Source organism: Bryocella sp., from assembly GCF_058498515.1.
Window position 1 is genome coordinate 1 of record NZ_JBMHYI010000048.1, and the last position, 14,530, is coordinate 14,530.

Below are 14,530 nucleotides of genomic sequence, written 5' to 3' on the forward strand. Positions count from 1 at the left end.
GCGGCTTTCGAGTCGTCGACAAGGTTGTCCTGGTTGCCGGTGTTCTGGCGGTCCTGAAGGTTCGATACAAAGCTGGTCTTCGAGTTGTGATAGTGCCGTCGGCGGGATGCAATCTCCTTCCTCGCCTTCTCATTGGTGACCGGGTGCCACTCCGTCACAACATGGAAGTTGGCCGGCACATCGAAGAGTCCCTGCAACAGCAGGGGCCGCGTCTCGCTCGGCAGCTCCTTGAGTGTGAGTACACGCAGATAATCGTCGTCCAAGCGCAGGTAGCCGCGATGAGCTTCGAGCTCCGAGTCGCACACCTGCCAATCGAGATGACGCGCATCGCAAAGCGGAGCGTCATCTATCTTGGTGGGGCGGAGATTCACGAGACGGCGCAATATACGAAACGTCTCCTCCGCCCCTGGCAGCCCGACCTGCATGAGGTCGCTTAGCTGTCCACTCAAACTGTTCACCTTCTGCTGAAGTCGAAGCCGGTCGCGTTCGATCTGTTCGTAGAGCAGTGTCCGCTCCTTATTGCTTGAGAACAGAGCGTTCAGGTCGCGCAGCGACGCGCGCGGGTTCTTCGGGAGTTGCGACAGAGCATGGAGCAGGCCGGACTTCTGGTAGCTGCCGTCCACCATGACAATCCAGAAGATCTCTATGCAATAGAGCCGATCGGCCTTCGATTGTAGAAACGCGCTGCGCTGCTCGACGGCGGCGCGAACAAGCGGGTTATCGTACTCGGCGTGAGGAATGAGAGGCCGATTGCGTTTGAACAGAATTTGATACAGGCGGCATTTGTCATCGACCGAACGTAAGGCGGCTTCGAGCCGCTTCACCGCATAGTCGAGACCGGCATGATCGAGGCTCTCGCAATCGATGCCGCCGATCTTGAGCACCGAACCAAGGTCGCCCGATTTGGTCAGGAAGCTGTGCTCGTCCCAGAAGCCGTACAGGTTGATCTGCGCGGCGAATGAGCCTGCTTCCTTCCAATCCTTCGTGATGTGCTCAATCTTGTGCATGGCGCCTCGCGATGCCTATCTCTGTTTCATCTGCTTTCATGGGGTCGTAGCGGCGGCGAAACTTACTGGAGTTGAAGAGCACGCGCAGGATCTCAACGTCGTGCTTTGTTGCAATGCGGGCGACAATGACGCCCACGATGAACAGCCCGATTCCGCCGAGCAAGGAATGAAGCAGGGAGAAGATCGCTCCTCCCGAGATCAGAGCGACGAAGAACAATCGCCGCTCTGCTCCCAGGACAGTCAGCGGCCGGTTCATGGCCTTGAAGACTTTGTTGGCACGACGTTCCGCTGACAGAGACAAAGGATCACCTCCCTTCCTAGCTCGGAAAGAGCCATGCCATGAAGTTCACGGCGCCGATGGCCATGCCGACTCCGAAGACGATGCCGGCAAGGGTTTTCTTCGACTGACCCTCGCCGTAAGCGAACATCAGTCCGCCGACAACAATGGCAACCAAGGAGAGCCCGGTCGCAATCGTGCCGGTAAAGGCGGTTTTGAGGACGTTGACTGCGTTGTCCCACGGATCGCTGCCTGTCGATTGTGCGTACAAGGGCAGTGCCGTCAGGAAGATCAGCGAAGGTGTGAGCCACCTCCGCCAGTGCGCGCGCACCGCTGTAAGGCGATGGCGCAGGCGCTTGGAATGAATACGTGTGTCCATGTGCTCCTTTCAATTGCGGTGGGTGAAGGGCACTCCCCGTTGCAATGTCTGGAGCGAAGGTAGGCGAAAAAGGAGGGGGCGATTATTACCTTTTCGGACGGATTATTCCATCCAGAGCAATAATCCGGAGCGCCTGGAACATACAGGCGGGATCGTCCATAGAGGTTGTTTGAACTTGCGCCGCGAAGGCGCAGAGCATGGCATTCCCACCATGACCAGCAAAGAATCGCGGGCGCGTTGCGGGTCAAGGCCGCACTCATCACGACTCAGAGCGCAAGCTCGCCTTGAGGCGTGGCACGTACGCGGATAACATCACACTTGCGTGGGAATGCCCGGACCAGAAGATCGCTTTTGAGCGATCCTCTGGTGAACTCTCTGCAAGCGGCTGCTGGCCTGCTCGAAGTAAGCGTCGTCCATCTCCACGCCGATATAGCTGCGACCCGTCAGCAATGAGGCTGCGCATGTACTCCCGCTTCCCGCGAACGGATCGAGGACAGTCTCGCTTTGAAGAGTGAAGCTGCGGATTAATGGCGCCAGTGCTGCTATCGGTTTCTGCGTGGGATGGAGCTTGTTGCCGCTGTAGGGCATCTCCATCACGTCGCCGAGCGGCTGTTTTGGTAGGGGCGGCCTGCCCTTTGCTAGCAGGAATGCCTGCTCATGCTGATAGCGGAGGAACCTGCTCTTCGAGCTGTAGCTCTTGCGAAACACAATGTGTCCGACAGGCTGAAAACCCGCGCTGCGCCATGCTTCGAAGAACGCATCGACCTTCGTCCATCCGTAGAACATAATCGCTACGCGGTTTTGCTTGAGTACGCGATACGCTTCTGCCATCGCGGGTTTGAGCCAGGTGTCATCGGCATCGTTCTGAATCGTGCGACCATCGCGGTCGCGGTAGTTCACCAGATACGGTGGATCGGTGAGGATGAAATCGACACTGTTCGCAGGCATCTGACGCATCACTTGAATGCAGTCGCCGTGAAGAATCTGGTTGGTGAAGCTGCTCTGCTGTGCGATTGCTACTGAGGTGGTTGCCATCTCTGAATCTCCTTTGTTCCCAAGTCTCTGAAGGCGACCGGGACACACCACGCGAAGCGATGCGAGGGGCCCGCCTCCCAAGGCAAGCGTGTGCATTGTCGGAAGGTTCGGGAAATCTTTTTGCGTTCGTTGCACAAAGATTTTCTGAAAGCCGAAACCCGCAGGGCGCACGTAGTGCGAAGCAGAACACGCGCAGTCCGCCGGGCGGCGGTTAAGGCCCGACGCAGTGTCCGGGCGATGCACAGAGCGCTGGAACCAGGAGTTCTGTTGCTTGGCAATCACGGCAGAGGAGCGAGGGTCGCTTCGAGACAAGGCATCATCGACGAGTGATGCGAATCTGCAGCGAGCTACTGAACCAATCCGGCCTGCCCGCCTATCAAAGCAGCCGCAATGAGCGTGACTCGCTGAAAAACGTCCATCGGCAGAACCTTCGATATGGGTTGCGCAACGTCGATCTCTTCTTGGGGCGGAATCATGATCTCGAAGTCTTCGCAGCGGGTTTCCTCGTTGGACATTAGCAGGCGGAGGAAGTCCTCTTTGTTGTTCGGCGAATTGAAGGAGAACAGCAATTGATAAGCGTCAGCTGCGGGATCGCCGACAAGCGCGAGCATGCGTGTATCGGTCATCTGGGCATACGCCAGCATGTACCCAATCGCTTCCGTTGCTCGAGCGCGATCTTCTCCATCATGCTGCGGCAGGAACTCTATGAGTGCGATCCAGTCATCCTCATCGCGCCAGAACGGAGGGATATGTGTGCCACCTGGCGGGTTGATGGGTGCGCTGCTCATTATCTGGCATCATCGCGCATCGGGAGTATCGAAGCAATCTATGGTCGGCGCGATTGTGGCTGAAACGCGACGAAGTGTGTCTCTGGATTATTGCTCTGGATGGAATAATGCGTGGAAAAAGGTAATAATCCGCCCTCGAATTTCGCCCTATCGTCGGTCTATCGGCGCAACCGGACGCGACTTTCCGCAATCTGGCTCACGGATTGAGTTCGCGTTTATGAGGCTTGTGCCGGTTGGAGAGTGGAAATGCGAGACGACATGACTGATCTGAAGAATGGGAAAGAGGAGTTCGAACCCTTGCTGGACAGCCAGCAAGTGGCGGAGTTGATGCAGGTGCATCCGGAGACGGTGAAACGGAGGGCACGGCGCGGGGAGATACCGGGGCTGAAATTCGGCAAGTTGTGGAGGTTCCGGGCCTCTGTCCTCGAATCCTGCGTCCGCGAAATGATGCAGGAAAAGACGGACTCCGGCGATGAGAATATGGCACCATTACACCCAGCGGTCCGTGCCACGCGAAACGGGAGGAACTAATGTTTCGACGGACACGGTATCAACAAGGGATGTTAAGCCGCGTGAAGCGGAAGCACGGCCCGGATTGCTGGGCGTTTCGCTGGTGGGATATGGACTCCAGCGGAAAGCGAGTACGCCGGACGAAGACTCTGGGATCGGTGAAAGAGTATCCGACCGAGACCAGCGCCATGAAGGCCGTGGAAGCTTTACGCATCACCATTAACGAAGAGCAGCCGGAAACGGCAAATCAGCCGATTACGGTGGGTGCTCTCATTGCTCACTTTAAGCAGCACGAACTCGGTCCGATCGAAAAGGACGAGGAAGAGGAGGAAGGTCGCTCCTATGCTACTCGGACGACCTATACCGACATACTCGATACTTACATTCTTCCGAAGTGGGGCGACGTCGAGATGCGTAAAGTGCGAACCACGCAGGTGGAGAAGTGGCTTCGTAAGCTAAAGCGTACCGGCAAGAGTAAGGACAAGCTGTCGCGCGGGAGCAAAGCGAAGATTCGATCCGTTATGAGCGTTCTCTTCAATCACGCCATCCGTCACGAGTTGATGCCTCTGGGCAGCAACCCGATCACGATGGTGCGGCAGAGCGCGAAGCGGATGCAGACCCCGGACATCCTCGAGGCTGGAGAACTCCGTCAGCTCTTCGATCAGTTGTCGCATCGGGAGCGCGTGATGGTTTTGCTTGATTCCGTCACCGGGCTTCGCCGCAGCGAACTGATGGCTCTCAAGTGGCTCGACGTCGATTTCGAGCAGTTGGAGCTTGCCGTCACCCGGTCCATCTACCGTCAGGTGGTGGGCCGCTGCAAGACGGAGATCTCGCGCAAGCCGGTTCCTCTCGATCCCTGGATCGCGGAGGAGCTACTGACATGGAGACGGGCGACTCCTTATAACCAGCCGGAGGACTGGGTCTTCGCCAGCACGCGCATGCGAGGAAAGCAGCCCTACAGCCCCGATTCACTCCTGAAGCGGCAGATCCGTCCCGCCGTCAAGCGGGCGAAGATCCTGAAGCACGTCGGATGGCACACCTTCCGGCGGACCTTCTCCACCCTGCTCAAGGGCAACGGCGAGGACATCAAGGTGGTGCAGGAGCTTCTCCGGCACGCCACGATTAAGATGACGCTCGAGGTATACGCCCAGGCGGTCACTCCGGCCAAGCGTCAGGCGCAGTCGAGGGTGGTGGGAATGTTAAGGGAGGAAGTCGGTGAAAAGTGACGGCATTCTCTTATTGGACCTTTTGGGACCTTTGAGAATTTTCGGCAGACGCCGTAAGTTGTTGAATGAATTGGTGGACCTGATCGGGATCGAACCGATGACCTCTTCCATGCCATGGAAGCGCGCTCCCAGCTGCGCCACAGGCCCACTCGGGGTAAGGACTTGTTCATTGTCGCTGCTGGGGCGCTGCAAGTCAAACAGAGGCGCGCGACCAGAGATGAAGGCGCCTCGATTTCGCAGCGAGCGCTTTCGTCCAGTTGTCACGAACCGTGAGAGGTAAGAGAACCACCAGTTGTGGTCCTATGCCCACGCCTGCCTCACAATATCCGTCCCGGGAGCACCTTGATCTCATAGATACGCCGCCACAGCTTGCCCGTCACAAAGAGCCGGTCTTCCTTCGCGTCATACGCGATCCCGTTGAGCACGGCTTCCGGATCGCGTTTCTCCGCGTCGGGCTCGAGGCCCGTGAGGTCGATCCAGCCCAGCACCCGGCCATCTTTCGGGGAAATCCGCGCGACCCGGTCCGTATGCCAAACGTTGGCATAGATCTCGCCCTTCACGAACTCGAGCTCGTTGAGCATCTCCACGGGCCGGCCGCCGACATCGCGGACGGTGATGTTGCGGACCTCCGCAAACGTCAGCGGGTTGCGAAAGCGCAGCGTGGGGCTGCCATCGCTAGTGATAAGGTTTGCGCTGTCGTGGGTCATTCCCCAACCCTGCCCAGCGTAGGTGAACGAGCGCAACGGTTTCATCGAACGCCGGTCGTAGACCCAGCCGATGTGCGACTGCCAGGTCCACTCGTAGAGGTTGGTACCGAAGTCGACGATGCCCTCGCCGAAGTATTGCGGAGCGATTCCCGTGCGCGTCTTCACCTCGCCGGTCTCGGGAACGCTCACCAGGATTTCGGAGTGGCCTTTCATCCCGGTGCCTTCGTAGAAGAGGCCGTCCAGGTAGAAGAAGCCTTCGGTATAGCTTGTGATCGAGTGCGGAAAGGTTGCGACAACGCGATAAGACGCAACTGGGACCTGGGCTGAGCCTGCCAGCGGTGCGAACGCAACCACTCCTGCAACCAGCCAGCGAAGAAGATGAGAAGCGGACGTCATGTCTCCCCACGGTACATCGTGGACCAGAACAATTTTGGGATGTCCCGCCTAAGCGCGAATCCTTCTCCAGCAGTTGCTCTCTCGCTGATCTGCGCGATAATCGGGAACAAAACACTGATTCCCGGTGTCTAAGGGTACGGGTGAGCGAGCACCCCGTCGCCGGCGACGCACCATTTTCTGTGCAGTTTTGTGAGTACCAGCAAAGGACGAAACCGGCGGTCGCTGGACAGCGGTCGCATTGTGGCCCTAAGTTAAGCGTCACCCCCTTTGTGGGACGACGCTGCGGGCAGGGCGTCGTGACAACCGGGCGAGGACGCGATGAGCGATCTGGCAAGCGCGATTGGAATCCGAGCGGAAGAGCAGGGCCTCGTCGAGGAGCTGAAGGCTGGCTCCGAGCAGGCCTTTGCGCTGCTCATCGCGCAGTACAGCCACTCGGTCTACTCCCTCATCGCCCGCAGTCTCCGCGATCCCTCCGACGCTGCCGATGTGACGCAGGAAGTATTCGTCAAGGTCTTCCGCAACATCGCCAGCTTCCACGGCGACGCGAGCCTCCGCACCTGGATCTATCGCATCGCGCTGCACGAGGCCAGCAACCAGCGCCGCTGGTGGGGACGCCATCGTCGCCGCGAACTGAGTGTCGATACACCCCAGGAGAACGCCGAAGGCGAAACCTTCTGCCTCGCTGACCTGCTGGCCGCGAGCGACGCTTCGCCCCTCGACAATGCCGTCCGTAAGCAGCTGCGCGAGCGCGTCGAAGCTGCCCTGCAGACCCTTCCGGAGACCTACCGAACGGTCGTGGTATTGCGCGAGATCGAGGGCTTCGGCTATGAAGAGATCGCAGAGATGCTGCAGGTGAATCTCGGCACGGTGAAGAGCCGGCTGACGCGTGGTCGGGTCGCCTTGAAGGCCGCCTTGATGCCTCCGAAGGATCTTTCCAAAGACAATTCCACAGCGACTTCTCCCCGTCGTGCGACATCTATGCAGAAGGCAGGAACGTGGTGAACCAGGCAAGTTACAACGGATGGAGCGAAGACGGCGCGGTAAACGCGGCGTGCCTCGCTGTCCGGGCCGAATTCGACCAGTACCTGGACGGCACGACCTCGGGCGTGGAGATGGCGGCGATCGCCGGCCATCTCGAGGAATGCACCCCCTGCGCCCGTGAGTTCGACGAGCTCTTGACGGTGCAGCAGGCGCTGGCTGCGGTCGGTTCGGTCAAAATGCCGGAGAGACTGCAACAGGACCTCCGCGATACCCTCGTGCTGGAGCGCGACCGCGGTACGCATCTTCCCCTGCGCAAGCGCCTGGTGCTCGCCTGGGACCGCCAGCTGGCTCCGCTCGCCCTGCGCTTCGCGGGCGGCCTTTCTGCGACTGTGATCCTTCTTGGCGGCGCCATCTCCGTCCTGGGTCTCTCCAACGCGGTTCTGGCTGATGACGCCAACATGGCGCACCTGGTGCAGCCGAGATACTTGTACTCGCAGGTGCCTCCCACCCCGGTGGAAACACGCCACGACGTTCCCGTGGTCGTCGACGCCATGGTGGACGCTCACGGCCGCGTATATGACTACTCCATCGTTGCCGGCCCCACGGATCAAGGCACGGAGGTCCAGGTGGAGCGCAACCTGCTCACCAGTGTCTTCCAGCCCGCGACGCTGTTCGGCGTTCCGGTCAAGGGCCACGTCGTGGTCACCTACTCCGGCGTCTCCGTCACCGGCTAGCTCCTCCGGCAGCCAACGACGTGCTGCTTCCCATACACTGATCGGGTGCGTCACACCTGTACTGTGTCCCGCTTGCTTCCCTCCGCGATCTCGCCCCGCAGGCCTCTCTTGTTCCCGGCGCGCCTCGCCGTCTCCCTGCTCTCTGCCAGTTCGCTGCTGAGTCTTGCGCTAGCCACATCCGCGCAGATGCCCACTACCGCAGAGCCTCCGACGGCCACGCTGGACAACCAGCAGAATCCATCGAGTTCCTCGTCTTCGTCGAGCTCTTCGGGGCAGCAGGAAGGCATCAGCTCCTCGGCGCCGCCCGGCGAGCGTGCCGCCGACCAGACGAATCCCGTAGCCCGTCCCCGCGCCGCGCAGATTCAGCCCGGAAGCTCGGCCGTCACGCTGGAGACCAATGAGCCACTCTTCGACATGGCGGTCGCGCTGAACGTATGCGGCTACGACCAGGGCCTCGCCCAGTCTCTGCCCCTGCGAGCGAAGATTCGCGCCGAGCTGAATCAGGAGCTCGAGGAATCCGAAGCCGCGCGCAACAGCCGCGACGGCCTCTGCCAGTACATCCAGCAGCATCGCCAGAACGACTCCGGCCTCAACGTCGGCCAGTATGTCTCGCTGGCGTTGTATCTCTCGCCGCCGCCCGAACTTCTGCCCAATGCCGACGAGACACAGCTCCCGCCTCAGGCTGCCGCTGTCATCAACGTCCTGCCGAAGCTGCGGCAGTTCGCCGAAGACATCAATCTGCATCTGCTCTGGATCCGCCATCGCCCCGAGTACGAGGCGCTGATCGCGCGCGTCCACGACCCCATGGCACAGATGGTCCTCGACACCAACGTCTACCTGCACCAGCCGGTCTCGACCTACGACGGCCGCCGCTTCCTCGTGTTGCTGGAGCCCATGCTCGCGCCCGAGATCACCAACGCACGCATCTACGGCACCGACTACATCGTCGAGATGTCGCCCGACAACTCCGCGGGCGATCCCGTTCGCATGGACGAGATCCGCCACATCTACCTGCACTACGTCGTCGAGCCGCTGGTCTACAGCCGCGGCTCCGCAATGGAGCGCATCCAGCCCATCCTGCGCGGCGTGCAGGATGCCCCGCTGGAGTTCTTCTACAAGTCCGACGCTCCCGCCCTGCTGACCGAGTGCATCATCAAGGCCATTGAGGCTCACCTGTACGAGGTGCCGGGCAGGCCTGTGAAGCCGCGCGTCGCGCGTCAACGCACCGACATGGACCAGTACGACGCCGAAAAAGCCGCCTGGGACAAGGCCAACGACCTCGCCCGGCTCCGGCTGATCGACACCGACGAAGCCCAGGGCTGGGTGCTGACCCAGTACTTCTACGATCAGCTCACGCACATGGGCGGCGGCCTGCGCGACGAGATGGCGCCGATGATCTATGGCATGGACGTGCAGCGCGAGCTCCACCACGCCCAGCAGATCCTCTTCGTCAAAACCGTCCCCCCCGATCCCCTTCATCCCTCCCCGCCACAGGCCCGCCAGCTCACCGCGATGGACCGCGCGGAGATCCTCCTGATGCAGGGCAAGCTGACCGACGCCGGCGACCTCGCCGACAGAGCTATGTCCGACCCCAAGGGCGACCACGCTCACGCCCAGTACTTGCTGGCCCGCATCGAGCTGATGCAGGGAGACCCGGAGCGCGCGCTCGAGGGCTTCCAGCACACGCTGGAGCTGAGCCGCGCGTCCACCGCACCCGATCCGCGCACCATGGCATGGAGTCACATCTACATGGGCCGCCTGTATGACGCCGCGGTGAATCCTCCAGAGCGAGCCAAGGCCGTAGCCGAGTACAAGGCCGCGCTCGCCACTCGCGATAGCCGCCCCGACACCAAGGCCGCCGCCGAAGCCGGGATCGCCAAGCCATACAAGCTCCCCCAGCGCGCCCAGCCCGCGGCGTCCGATGACGACAAGGACTTTGATCCCACCGGCAAGAAAGAGAAGGATTCCTACCAACCCGATCCTCCGCTGCAGACCAAACCTCCTTCGAGCACCACGCCCCACTAGGCCTGCAGGTCCGGACTCCGCACAATCGGGAGGCCTCTGCAGCCACCAAGCACCGCGCGTAAAGTAGAAGGTGGACCGCGATGACCACCCGCAAGCGCAAAGCCGAAGCTGAGCCGAAGCCGACCCCGGAACCCTCGCCCATGCCCTCGCAATGGGCAGAGCTCGAGGCGCTGCTGGAGTACAGCTTCCGCCGGCCGGAGCTCCTGGAGCTCGCCCTCACGCATCGCTCCTTCCCCTACGAAGGCGGGCAGACCTCCGCGACACTCGCGGCCCAGCAGCTCGCCATCCAGCAGACCAACGGCTGGCGTGAGCCGCGCAACGCCCCCGGCACCGACAACGAACAGCTCGAGTTCCTCGGCGACGCCGTCCTCGGCCTCCTGGTCACCGAGGCGCTCTTTGCCGAGTTTCAGCAGTGCGGTGAGGGCGACCTGACCCGCCTCCGCGCCAGCCTCGTCAGCCGCAAGCGCATGGCCGAGATGGGCGAACAGCTCAACCTGGGCGAGCACCTCCTGCTCGGCCGCAGCGCCGAGCTCAATGGCATCCGCCGCAAGCCCACCGTGCTGGCCAACGCAGCCGAGGCCGTCATCGCCGCGGTCTATCTCGACGCGCGCGAGCCCGGCAGCCCCTACGCCGCCACGGCGGGCTTTGGCCCTGTGCGCCGCATCGTCGAGCGCTACCTGCTCGGCCCCGAGCGCGCCAACCTGCACCACGAGCTGGAGCAGTCCGGCGAAGGCCGCGCCCTCCGCGACCACAAGACCCTGCTGCAGGAACGCGTGCAGGCCGCCGGGGTCGGCAAGCTGCGCTACGTGGACACCGGAGAGACCGGCCCCGCGCACCAGAAACGCTTCGCCGTGGAAGCGCACCTCGAGTCCGACGACGGCGTACGCGTGCTCTCGACAGGCGAGGGCCCCAGCAAGAAAGAAGCGCAGCAGCGTGCCGCCGCGCTGGCGCTCCAGGTCCTGGATCCAACGGATCTTGCCCCCGCCGAGGTCGAAGCCGCCCGAGGCGCAGCATGAGATCCGGCCCGCACTACGGTCCGGTCGCAATGGTGCGCTCGCTGGCCGAGATGCTGGTCATCGCCATCTTCCTGCTCACCTTCCTCGTTCAGCCCTTCCGCATCCCTTCGGCCTCCATGGAGCCCACCCTCAAGGTCGGCGACTTCCTTCTCGTCGACAAGCGCGCCTTCGCCGACGAAGGCAGGCTCGGCCATGTCCTGCTTCCGCCCGTGCAGGTCCATCACGGCGATCTCGCCGTCTTCTTCTTCCCTCCCGACCCCACGCGCCACCTCGTGAAGCGCGTCATCGGCCTGCCCGGCGACCGCATCCGCCTGCGCAATGGCCGCGTGCTCGTCAACGGCCAGCTCCTCGCGGAGAGCTACGCCTTCTATCGCCCCTCCCGCGCGGACCTCTTCCGCGACGACTTCCCCAACCTCCGCGAGGCCGATCCCGACGTGGACGAGCACTGGTGGCTGACGCTCCGCCGGTCGATTGTGGGCCAGGACGTCGTCGTCCCCGCCAACGACTACTTCGTCCTCGGCGACAACCGCAACAACAGCGAGGACAGCCGCTACTGGGGCTTCGTTCCGCAGGCCAACATGGTCGGCCGCCCGCTGGTCGTCTACTTCTCCACCTCCTGGCAACGAGGACAGACCGCGGAAGCCCAGCAACTGGAGCCAACGCCGCCCGTCCAGGACTCCACGCTGCACCGCCTGGGCAAGGCCATCGGCGATGGCTTCCGCTCCGCCCGCGTCCTGCGTTAGCAACAGCCCATTCCAGCCGCCGCAATCGCATCTCGTCTCTCGCATCTCGAATCTCGGGTCCCACCCTTCCTACCCAGCGGTTACACTGAGGCGAGCCAGATTCGCGCCCGGCGCGGACCTGCCAGGAGATTGGAACGACTGTGAGCACCACCCCCATGAACCCGGCCCCTGCGAACTCGACGCCAGTGCCTGAGACGACCCCCGCCTATGAGGCGGAGCTCCAGAGCGAGACCCCACTCGAGGCCATCGCATCGATCGCCTTCGTGCTCGCCATCGGCCTCTGGGTCATGGGCTTCGTCTTCCAGAACTTCGTCATCCCCTCCGGCTCCATGGAGAGCACGCTGCTCATCGGCGACCACGTCGTCGTCGACCGCGAGACGCTCGCTCCGCCCACACACTGGGCGCCCTTCGTGCACTACCGCCCCGTACAGCGTGGCGACATCATCGTCTTCTTCAAGCCCAATCCCGAGCAGCCCGACCTCATCCTGGTCAAGCGCGCCATGGCCATCGCCGGCGATCGCATTCACCTCGAGCATGGCCACGTCTTCATCAATGGCGTCAAGGTCAACGAGCCCTTCGCACGCATGCCGGACGACGCGCAGCCCGGCTCGCAGGATGGCTACATCCCCTATCGTGACGACTTCCCTGCGATCACTCCGGACTATGGCCAGCAGCTGACCGCGGTGTGGCATGAGGACCTGCCCACCCACATCGTCAACGGCGAGCTCGTCGTCCCTCCCGGCAAGGTCTTTGCCATGGGCGACAACCGCACCGAGTCGCTGGACAGTCGCTACTGGGGCTTCGTTCCGGTGGAGAACATCATGGGCCGCCCGCTCTTCGTCTACTGGTCCTTCCAGACCCCGGCGGACCAGGAGAACAAGACCGACATGGCCGACCGCCTCAGCTTCATGGCGCATGTCGTGATTCACATCTTCGACCAGACCCGCTGGAAGCGAACCTTACACGTGGTGCGGTAGAGCAATGTCTGCCTGGGGAAGCATCGATCCCGGCCTTGACGAAGAGCTCGCCAGGGGAACACGCCCCCGGCGCTGGCATTGGCTTGCGCTGCTGGGATTAGTCATCCTGCTCGCGCTGCTGAGCCTCACCCCGCCAATGCTGAACGTGAACCGCTACCAGCGGCGCATCGTGGCCAGCATCAGCCAAAGCCTCGGCCGCCCCGTGCACCTGGACCGCGTCTCCCTGCACCTGCTGCCCATGCCCGGCTTCACGCTCGAGAACCTCGTCGTCAGCGAAGACCCGCACTTCGGCGCCGAGCCCATCATCCGCGCCAACACCGTCGAGGCCACGTTGCGCCCCAGCTCGCTGTGGCGGCGGCAGGTGGAGTTCTCCCGCATCCGCTTCGTCGATCCGAGCCTCAACCTCGTCCGCGACAGCGACGGCAAGTGGAACCTTGAAAACCTGCTGATGCACGCTTCCCAGCTGGACGCCGCGCCCACCTCGCAGCCCAGAGCAGGCGCCGAACCCCGCTTCCCCTATATCGAGGCCACCAACGCCCGGGTGAACCTGAAGATCGGCAACGAGAAGATGCCCTTCTCCCTCACCGAAGCCGACTTCGCCCTCTGGCTGCCCTCAGCGCAACAGTGGCGTATCCGTCTCGAAGCCAAGCCTGCTCGCACCGATACCACCATCTCCGATCCCGGCATGCTCCGCGTTGAAGGCTCCGTGCAGCGTGCTCCGACGCTGGCCGGTGTGCCCATCGACCTGCAGATGAGCTGGCGCGACGCTCCCCTGGGCGAGGCCAGCCGTATTATCACCGGTCAGGACGCCGAGTGGCGCGGCACGCTGCACATCGACGTCGCCCTGACCGGCGGTCTCGGCCACGCCACCGTCCGCGCCCACGTCACCGTGAACGACCTGCGCCGCGCAGACTTCCTGCCCGCCAACCCGCTGGACCTTAGCGTTCGCTGCAATGGAACCTTGAGCGTGACCGACGCCCGTATGGAAGACGCAGCCTGCGGCGTAGCCACGCCCCAGGCGCATGGCTTCGATCAGCCCGGCGCCATCGAAGCCAAGGCCGCGAAGGTGGACATCATGAGCCTTCAAGGCGACGGTGTGAGCGTCACGCTGACCCACGTCCCCGACAACTACGTGCTCGAGTGGGCCAAGCTCTTCAGCCGTCGCATGCAGCCGATCCACGCTCCCGAGGGCGCTGTCTCCGCCTCCGGCGAGTGGATGCCCGGCGCCGATGGCCAGCCCGGCTGGTGGAAGGGCGAAGCCCATGGAGAGCTGCCCGCAGCCTCGACCGCAGACCCTCGTCTGGCCGCTGCAACGATTGCCGGAACCCCGCAGGGCTTCGCCTTGGGAGCGTTGAACATCGCCAACCAAGACAAGCCCGCGCTCACCCTGAGCGGCCTCGTCACCCAAAACTCCTCCACCTTCACGCTGACCGGCACGGTGGCTCCTGACGAGCTGCGCAGCTACATCGCGCTGGCGCCGCCACTGGGCGACAACCTCGACCAGGTCTGGACTCCGCTGGCTCCTCCGAAACCCGATGCCGCGCAGCCTGCCGCTGAGAAGCCTGCAGTCGCAAAGAAAACGACCGACACCGCTCCCGCAAAGGACGACTCCGCTAAGCCGGTCGCCATCAACGTGACCTGCGGCCGTCCCTGGGGAGGGCCCCAGACCTGCGCCGCGCTCGCATCTCCCGCCCCAAAGAAAAAGGGTAAGCGGAAGAAGTAAGCCGGC

General features: G+C 62.7%; 15 protein-coding genes and 1 tRNA gene. 9 read left to right on the forward strand and 7 right to left on the reverse strand.

Going from position 1 to position 14,530, the window contains the following annotated elements; genetic code table 11:
• The 5 genes from AC5E6W_RS15710 to AC5E6W_RS15730 form a co-directional block, all read right to left on the reverse strand.
• A partial coding sequence (locus AC5E6W_RS15710; RefSeq protein WP_491753273.1) for a VirB4 family type IV secretion/conjugal transfer ATPase occupies nucleotides 1-1,007 on the reverse strand: 1,007 nt, incomplete at its 3' end.
• Complete coding sequence (locus tag AC5E6W_RS15715; RefSeq protein ID WP_491753274.1) at nucleotides 994-1,308, reverse strand: VirB3 family type IV secretion system protein; 315 nt, start codon at nucleotides 1,306-1,308, stop codon at nucleotides 994-996. The genes AC5E6W_RS15715 and AC5E6W_RS15710, both read right to left, overlap by 14 nt.
• A 16-nt stretch (nucleotides 1,309-1,324) precedes the next feature.
• Nucleotides 1,325-1,663 (reverse strand): TrbC/VirB2 family type IV secretion system protein, encoded by a 339-nt coding sequence (locus AC5E6W_RS15720; RefSeq protein ID WP_491753275.1) that lies wholly within the window; start codon nucleotides 1,661-1,663, stop codon nucleotides 1,325-1,327.
• A gap of 312 nt (nucleotides 1,664-1,975) precedes the next feature.
• Nucleotides 1,976-2,980 carry a DNA methyltransferase gene (locus AC5E6W_RS15725; protein WP_491753276.1) on the reverse strand — a complete coding sequence of 335 codons (1,005 nt, stop codon included), beginning with the start codon at nucleotides 2,978-2,980 and terminating at the stop codon, nucleotides 1,976-1,978.
• A 65-nt stretch (nucleotides 2,981-3,045) separates the two neighbouring features.
• On the reverse strand, nucleotides 3,046-3,486 hold the full coding sequence (locus AC5E6W_RS15730; protein ID WP_491753277.1) for a hypothetical protein: 441 nt from the start codon (nucleotides 3,484-3,486) through the stop codon (nucleotides 3,046-3,048).
• Nucleotides 3,487-3,744: 258 nt separating this feature from the next.
• Here AC5E6W_RS15730 and AC5E6W_RS15735 point away from each other — a divergent pair, with 258 nt between their 5' ends.
• The gene (locus tag AC5E6W_RS15735) at nucleotides 3,745-4,017 is read left to right on the forward strand and encodes a helix-turn-helix domain-containing protein (protein WP_491753278.1); all 273 of its coding nucleotides are present in this window, start codon (nucleotides 3,745-3,747) and stop codon (nucleotides 4,015-4,017) included.
• A gap of 41 nt (nucleotides 4,018-4,058) precedes the next feature.
• The gene (locus AC5E6W_RS15740; RefSeq protein WP_491753279.1) at nucleotides 4,059-5,222 is read left to right on the forward strand and encodes a tyrosine-type recombinase/integrase; all 1,164 of its coding nucleotides are present in this window, start codon (nucleotides 4,059-4,061) and stop codon (nucleotides 5,220-5,222) included.
• Nucleotides 5,223-5,293: 71 nt separating this feature from the next.
• Here the strand turns inward: AC5E6W_RS15740 and AC5E6W_RS15745 are convergent.
• Nucleotides 5,294-5,369 (reverse strand) — tRNA-Ala (locus AC5E6W_RS15745).
• A gap of 170 nt (nucleotides 5,370-5,539) precedes the next feature.
• Nucleotides 5,540-6,325: a glutaminyl-peptide cyclotransferase gene (locus AC5E6W_RS15750; RefSeq protein ID WP_491753280.1), complete on the reverse strand. Its 786-nt coding sequence runs from the start codon at nucleotides 6,323-6,325 to the stop codon at nucleotides 5,540-5,542.
• Nucleotides 6,326-6,643: 318 nt separating this feature from the next.
• Between AC5E6W_RS15750 and AC5E6W_RS15755 the strand changes: the two genes are divergently transcribed.
• The 7 genes from AC5E6W_RS15755 (at nucleotide 6,644) to AC5E6W_RS15785 (ending at nucleotide 14,524) form a co-directional block, all read left to right on the forward strand.
• Complete coding sequence (locus tag AC5E6W_RS15755; protein WP_491753281.1) at nucleotides 6,644-7,327, forward strand: sigma-70 family RNA polymerase sigma factor; 684 nt, start codon at nucleotides 6,644-6,646, stop codon at nucleotides 7,325-7,327.
• Nucleotides 7,324-8,040, forward strand: coding sequence for an anti-sigma factor family protein (locus tag AC5E6W_RS15760; protein WP_491753282.1), 717 nt, complete (start codon nucleotides 7,324-7,326; stop codon nucleotides 8,038-8,040). Before AC5E6W_RS15755 ends, AC5E6W_RS15760 begins: the two co-directional genes overlap by 4 nt.
• Nucleotides 8,041-8,148: 108 nt before the next feature.
• Nucleotides 8,149-10,065 (forward strand): tetratricopeptide repeat protein, encoded by a 1,917-nt coding sequence (locus tag AC5E6W_RS15765; protein WP_491753283.1) that lies wholly within the window; start codon nucleotides 8,149-8,151, stop codon nucleotides 10,063-10,065.
• Between the two features lie 80 nt (nucleotides 10,066-10,145).
• Nucleotides 10,146-11,081 carry a ribonuclease III family protein gene (locus tag AC5E6W_RS15770; RefSeq protein ID WP_491753284.1) on the forward strand — a complete coding sequence of 312 codons (936 nt, stop codon included), beginning with the start codon at nucleotides 10,146-10,148 and terminating at the stop codon, nucleotides 11,079-11,081.
• Entirely contained in the window at nucleotides 11,078-11,824 is a 747-nt protein-coding gene (lepB, locus tag AC5E6W_RS15775) for a signal peptidase I (protein ID WP_491753285.1), read from the forward strand. Before AC5E6W_RS15770 ends, lepB (AC5E6W_RS15775) begins: the two co-directional genes overlap by 4 nt.
• Nucleotides 11,825-11,964: 140 nt before the next feature.
• On the forward strand, nucleotides 11,965-12,801 hold the full coding sequence (gene lepB, locus AC5E6W_RS15780; RefSeq protein WP_491753286.1) for a signal peptidase I: 837 nt from the start codon (nucleotides 11,965-11,967) through the stop codon (nucleotides 12,799-12,801).
• A 4-nt stretch (nucleotides 12,802-12,805) separates the two neighbouring features.
• Nucleotides 12,806-14,524 (forward strand): AsmA family protein, encoded by a 1,719-nt coding sequence (locus AC5E6W_RS15785; RefSeq protein WP_491753287.1) that lies wholly within the window; start codon nucleotides 12,806-12,808, stop codon nucleotides 14,522-14,524.
• Nucleotides 14,525-14,530 lie beyond the last annotated feature (6 nt).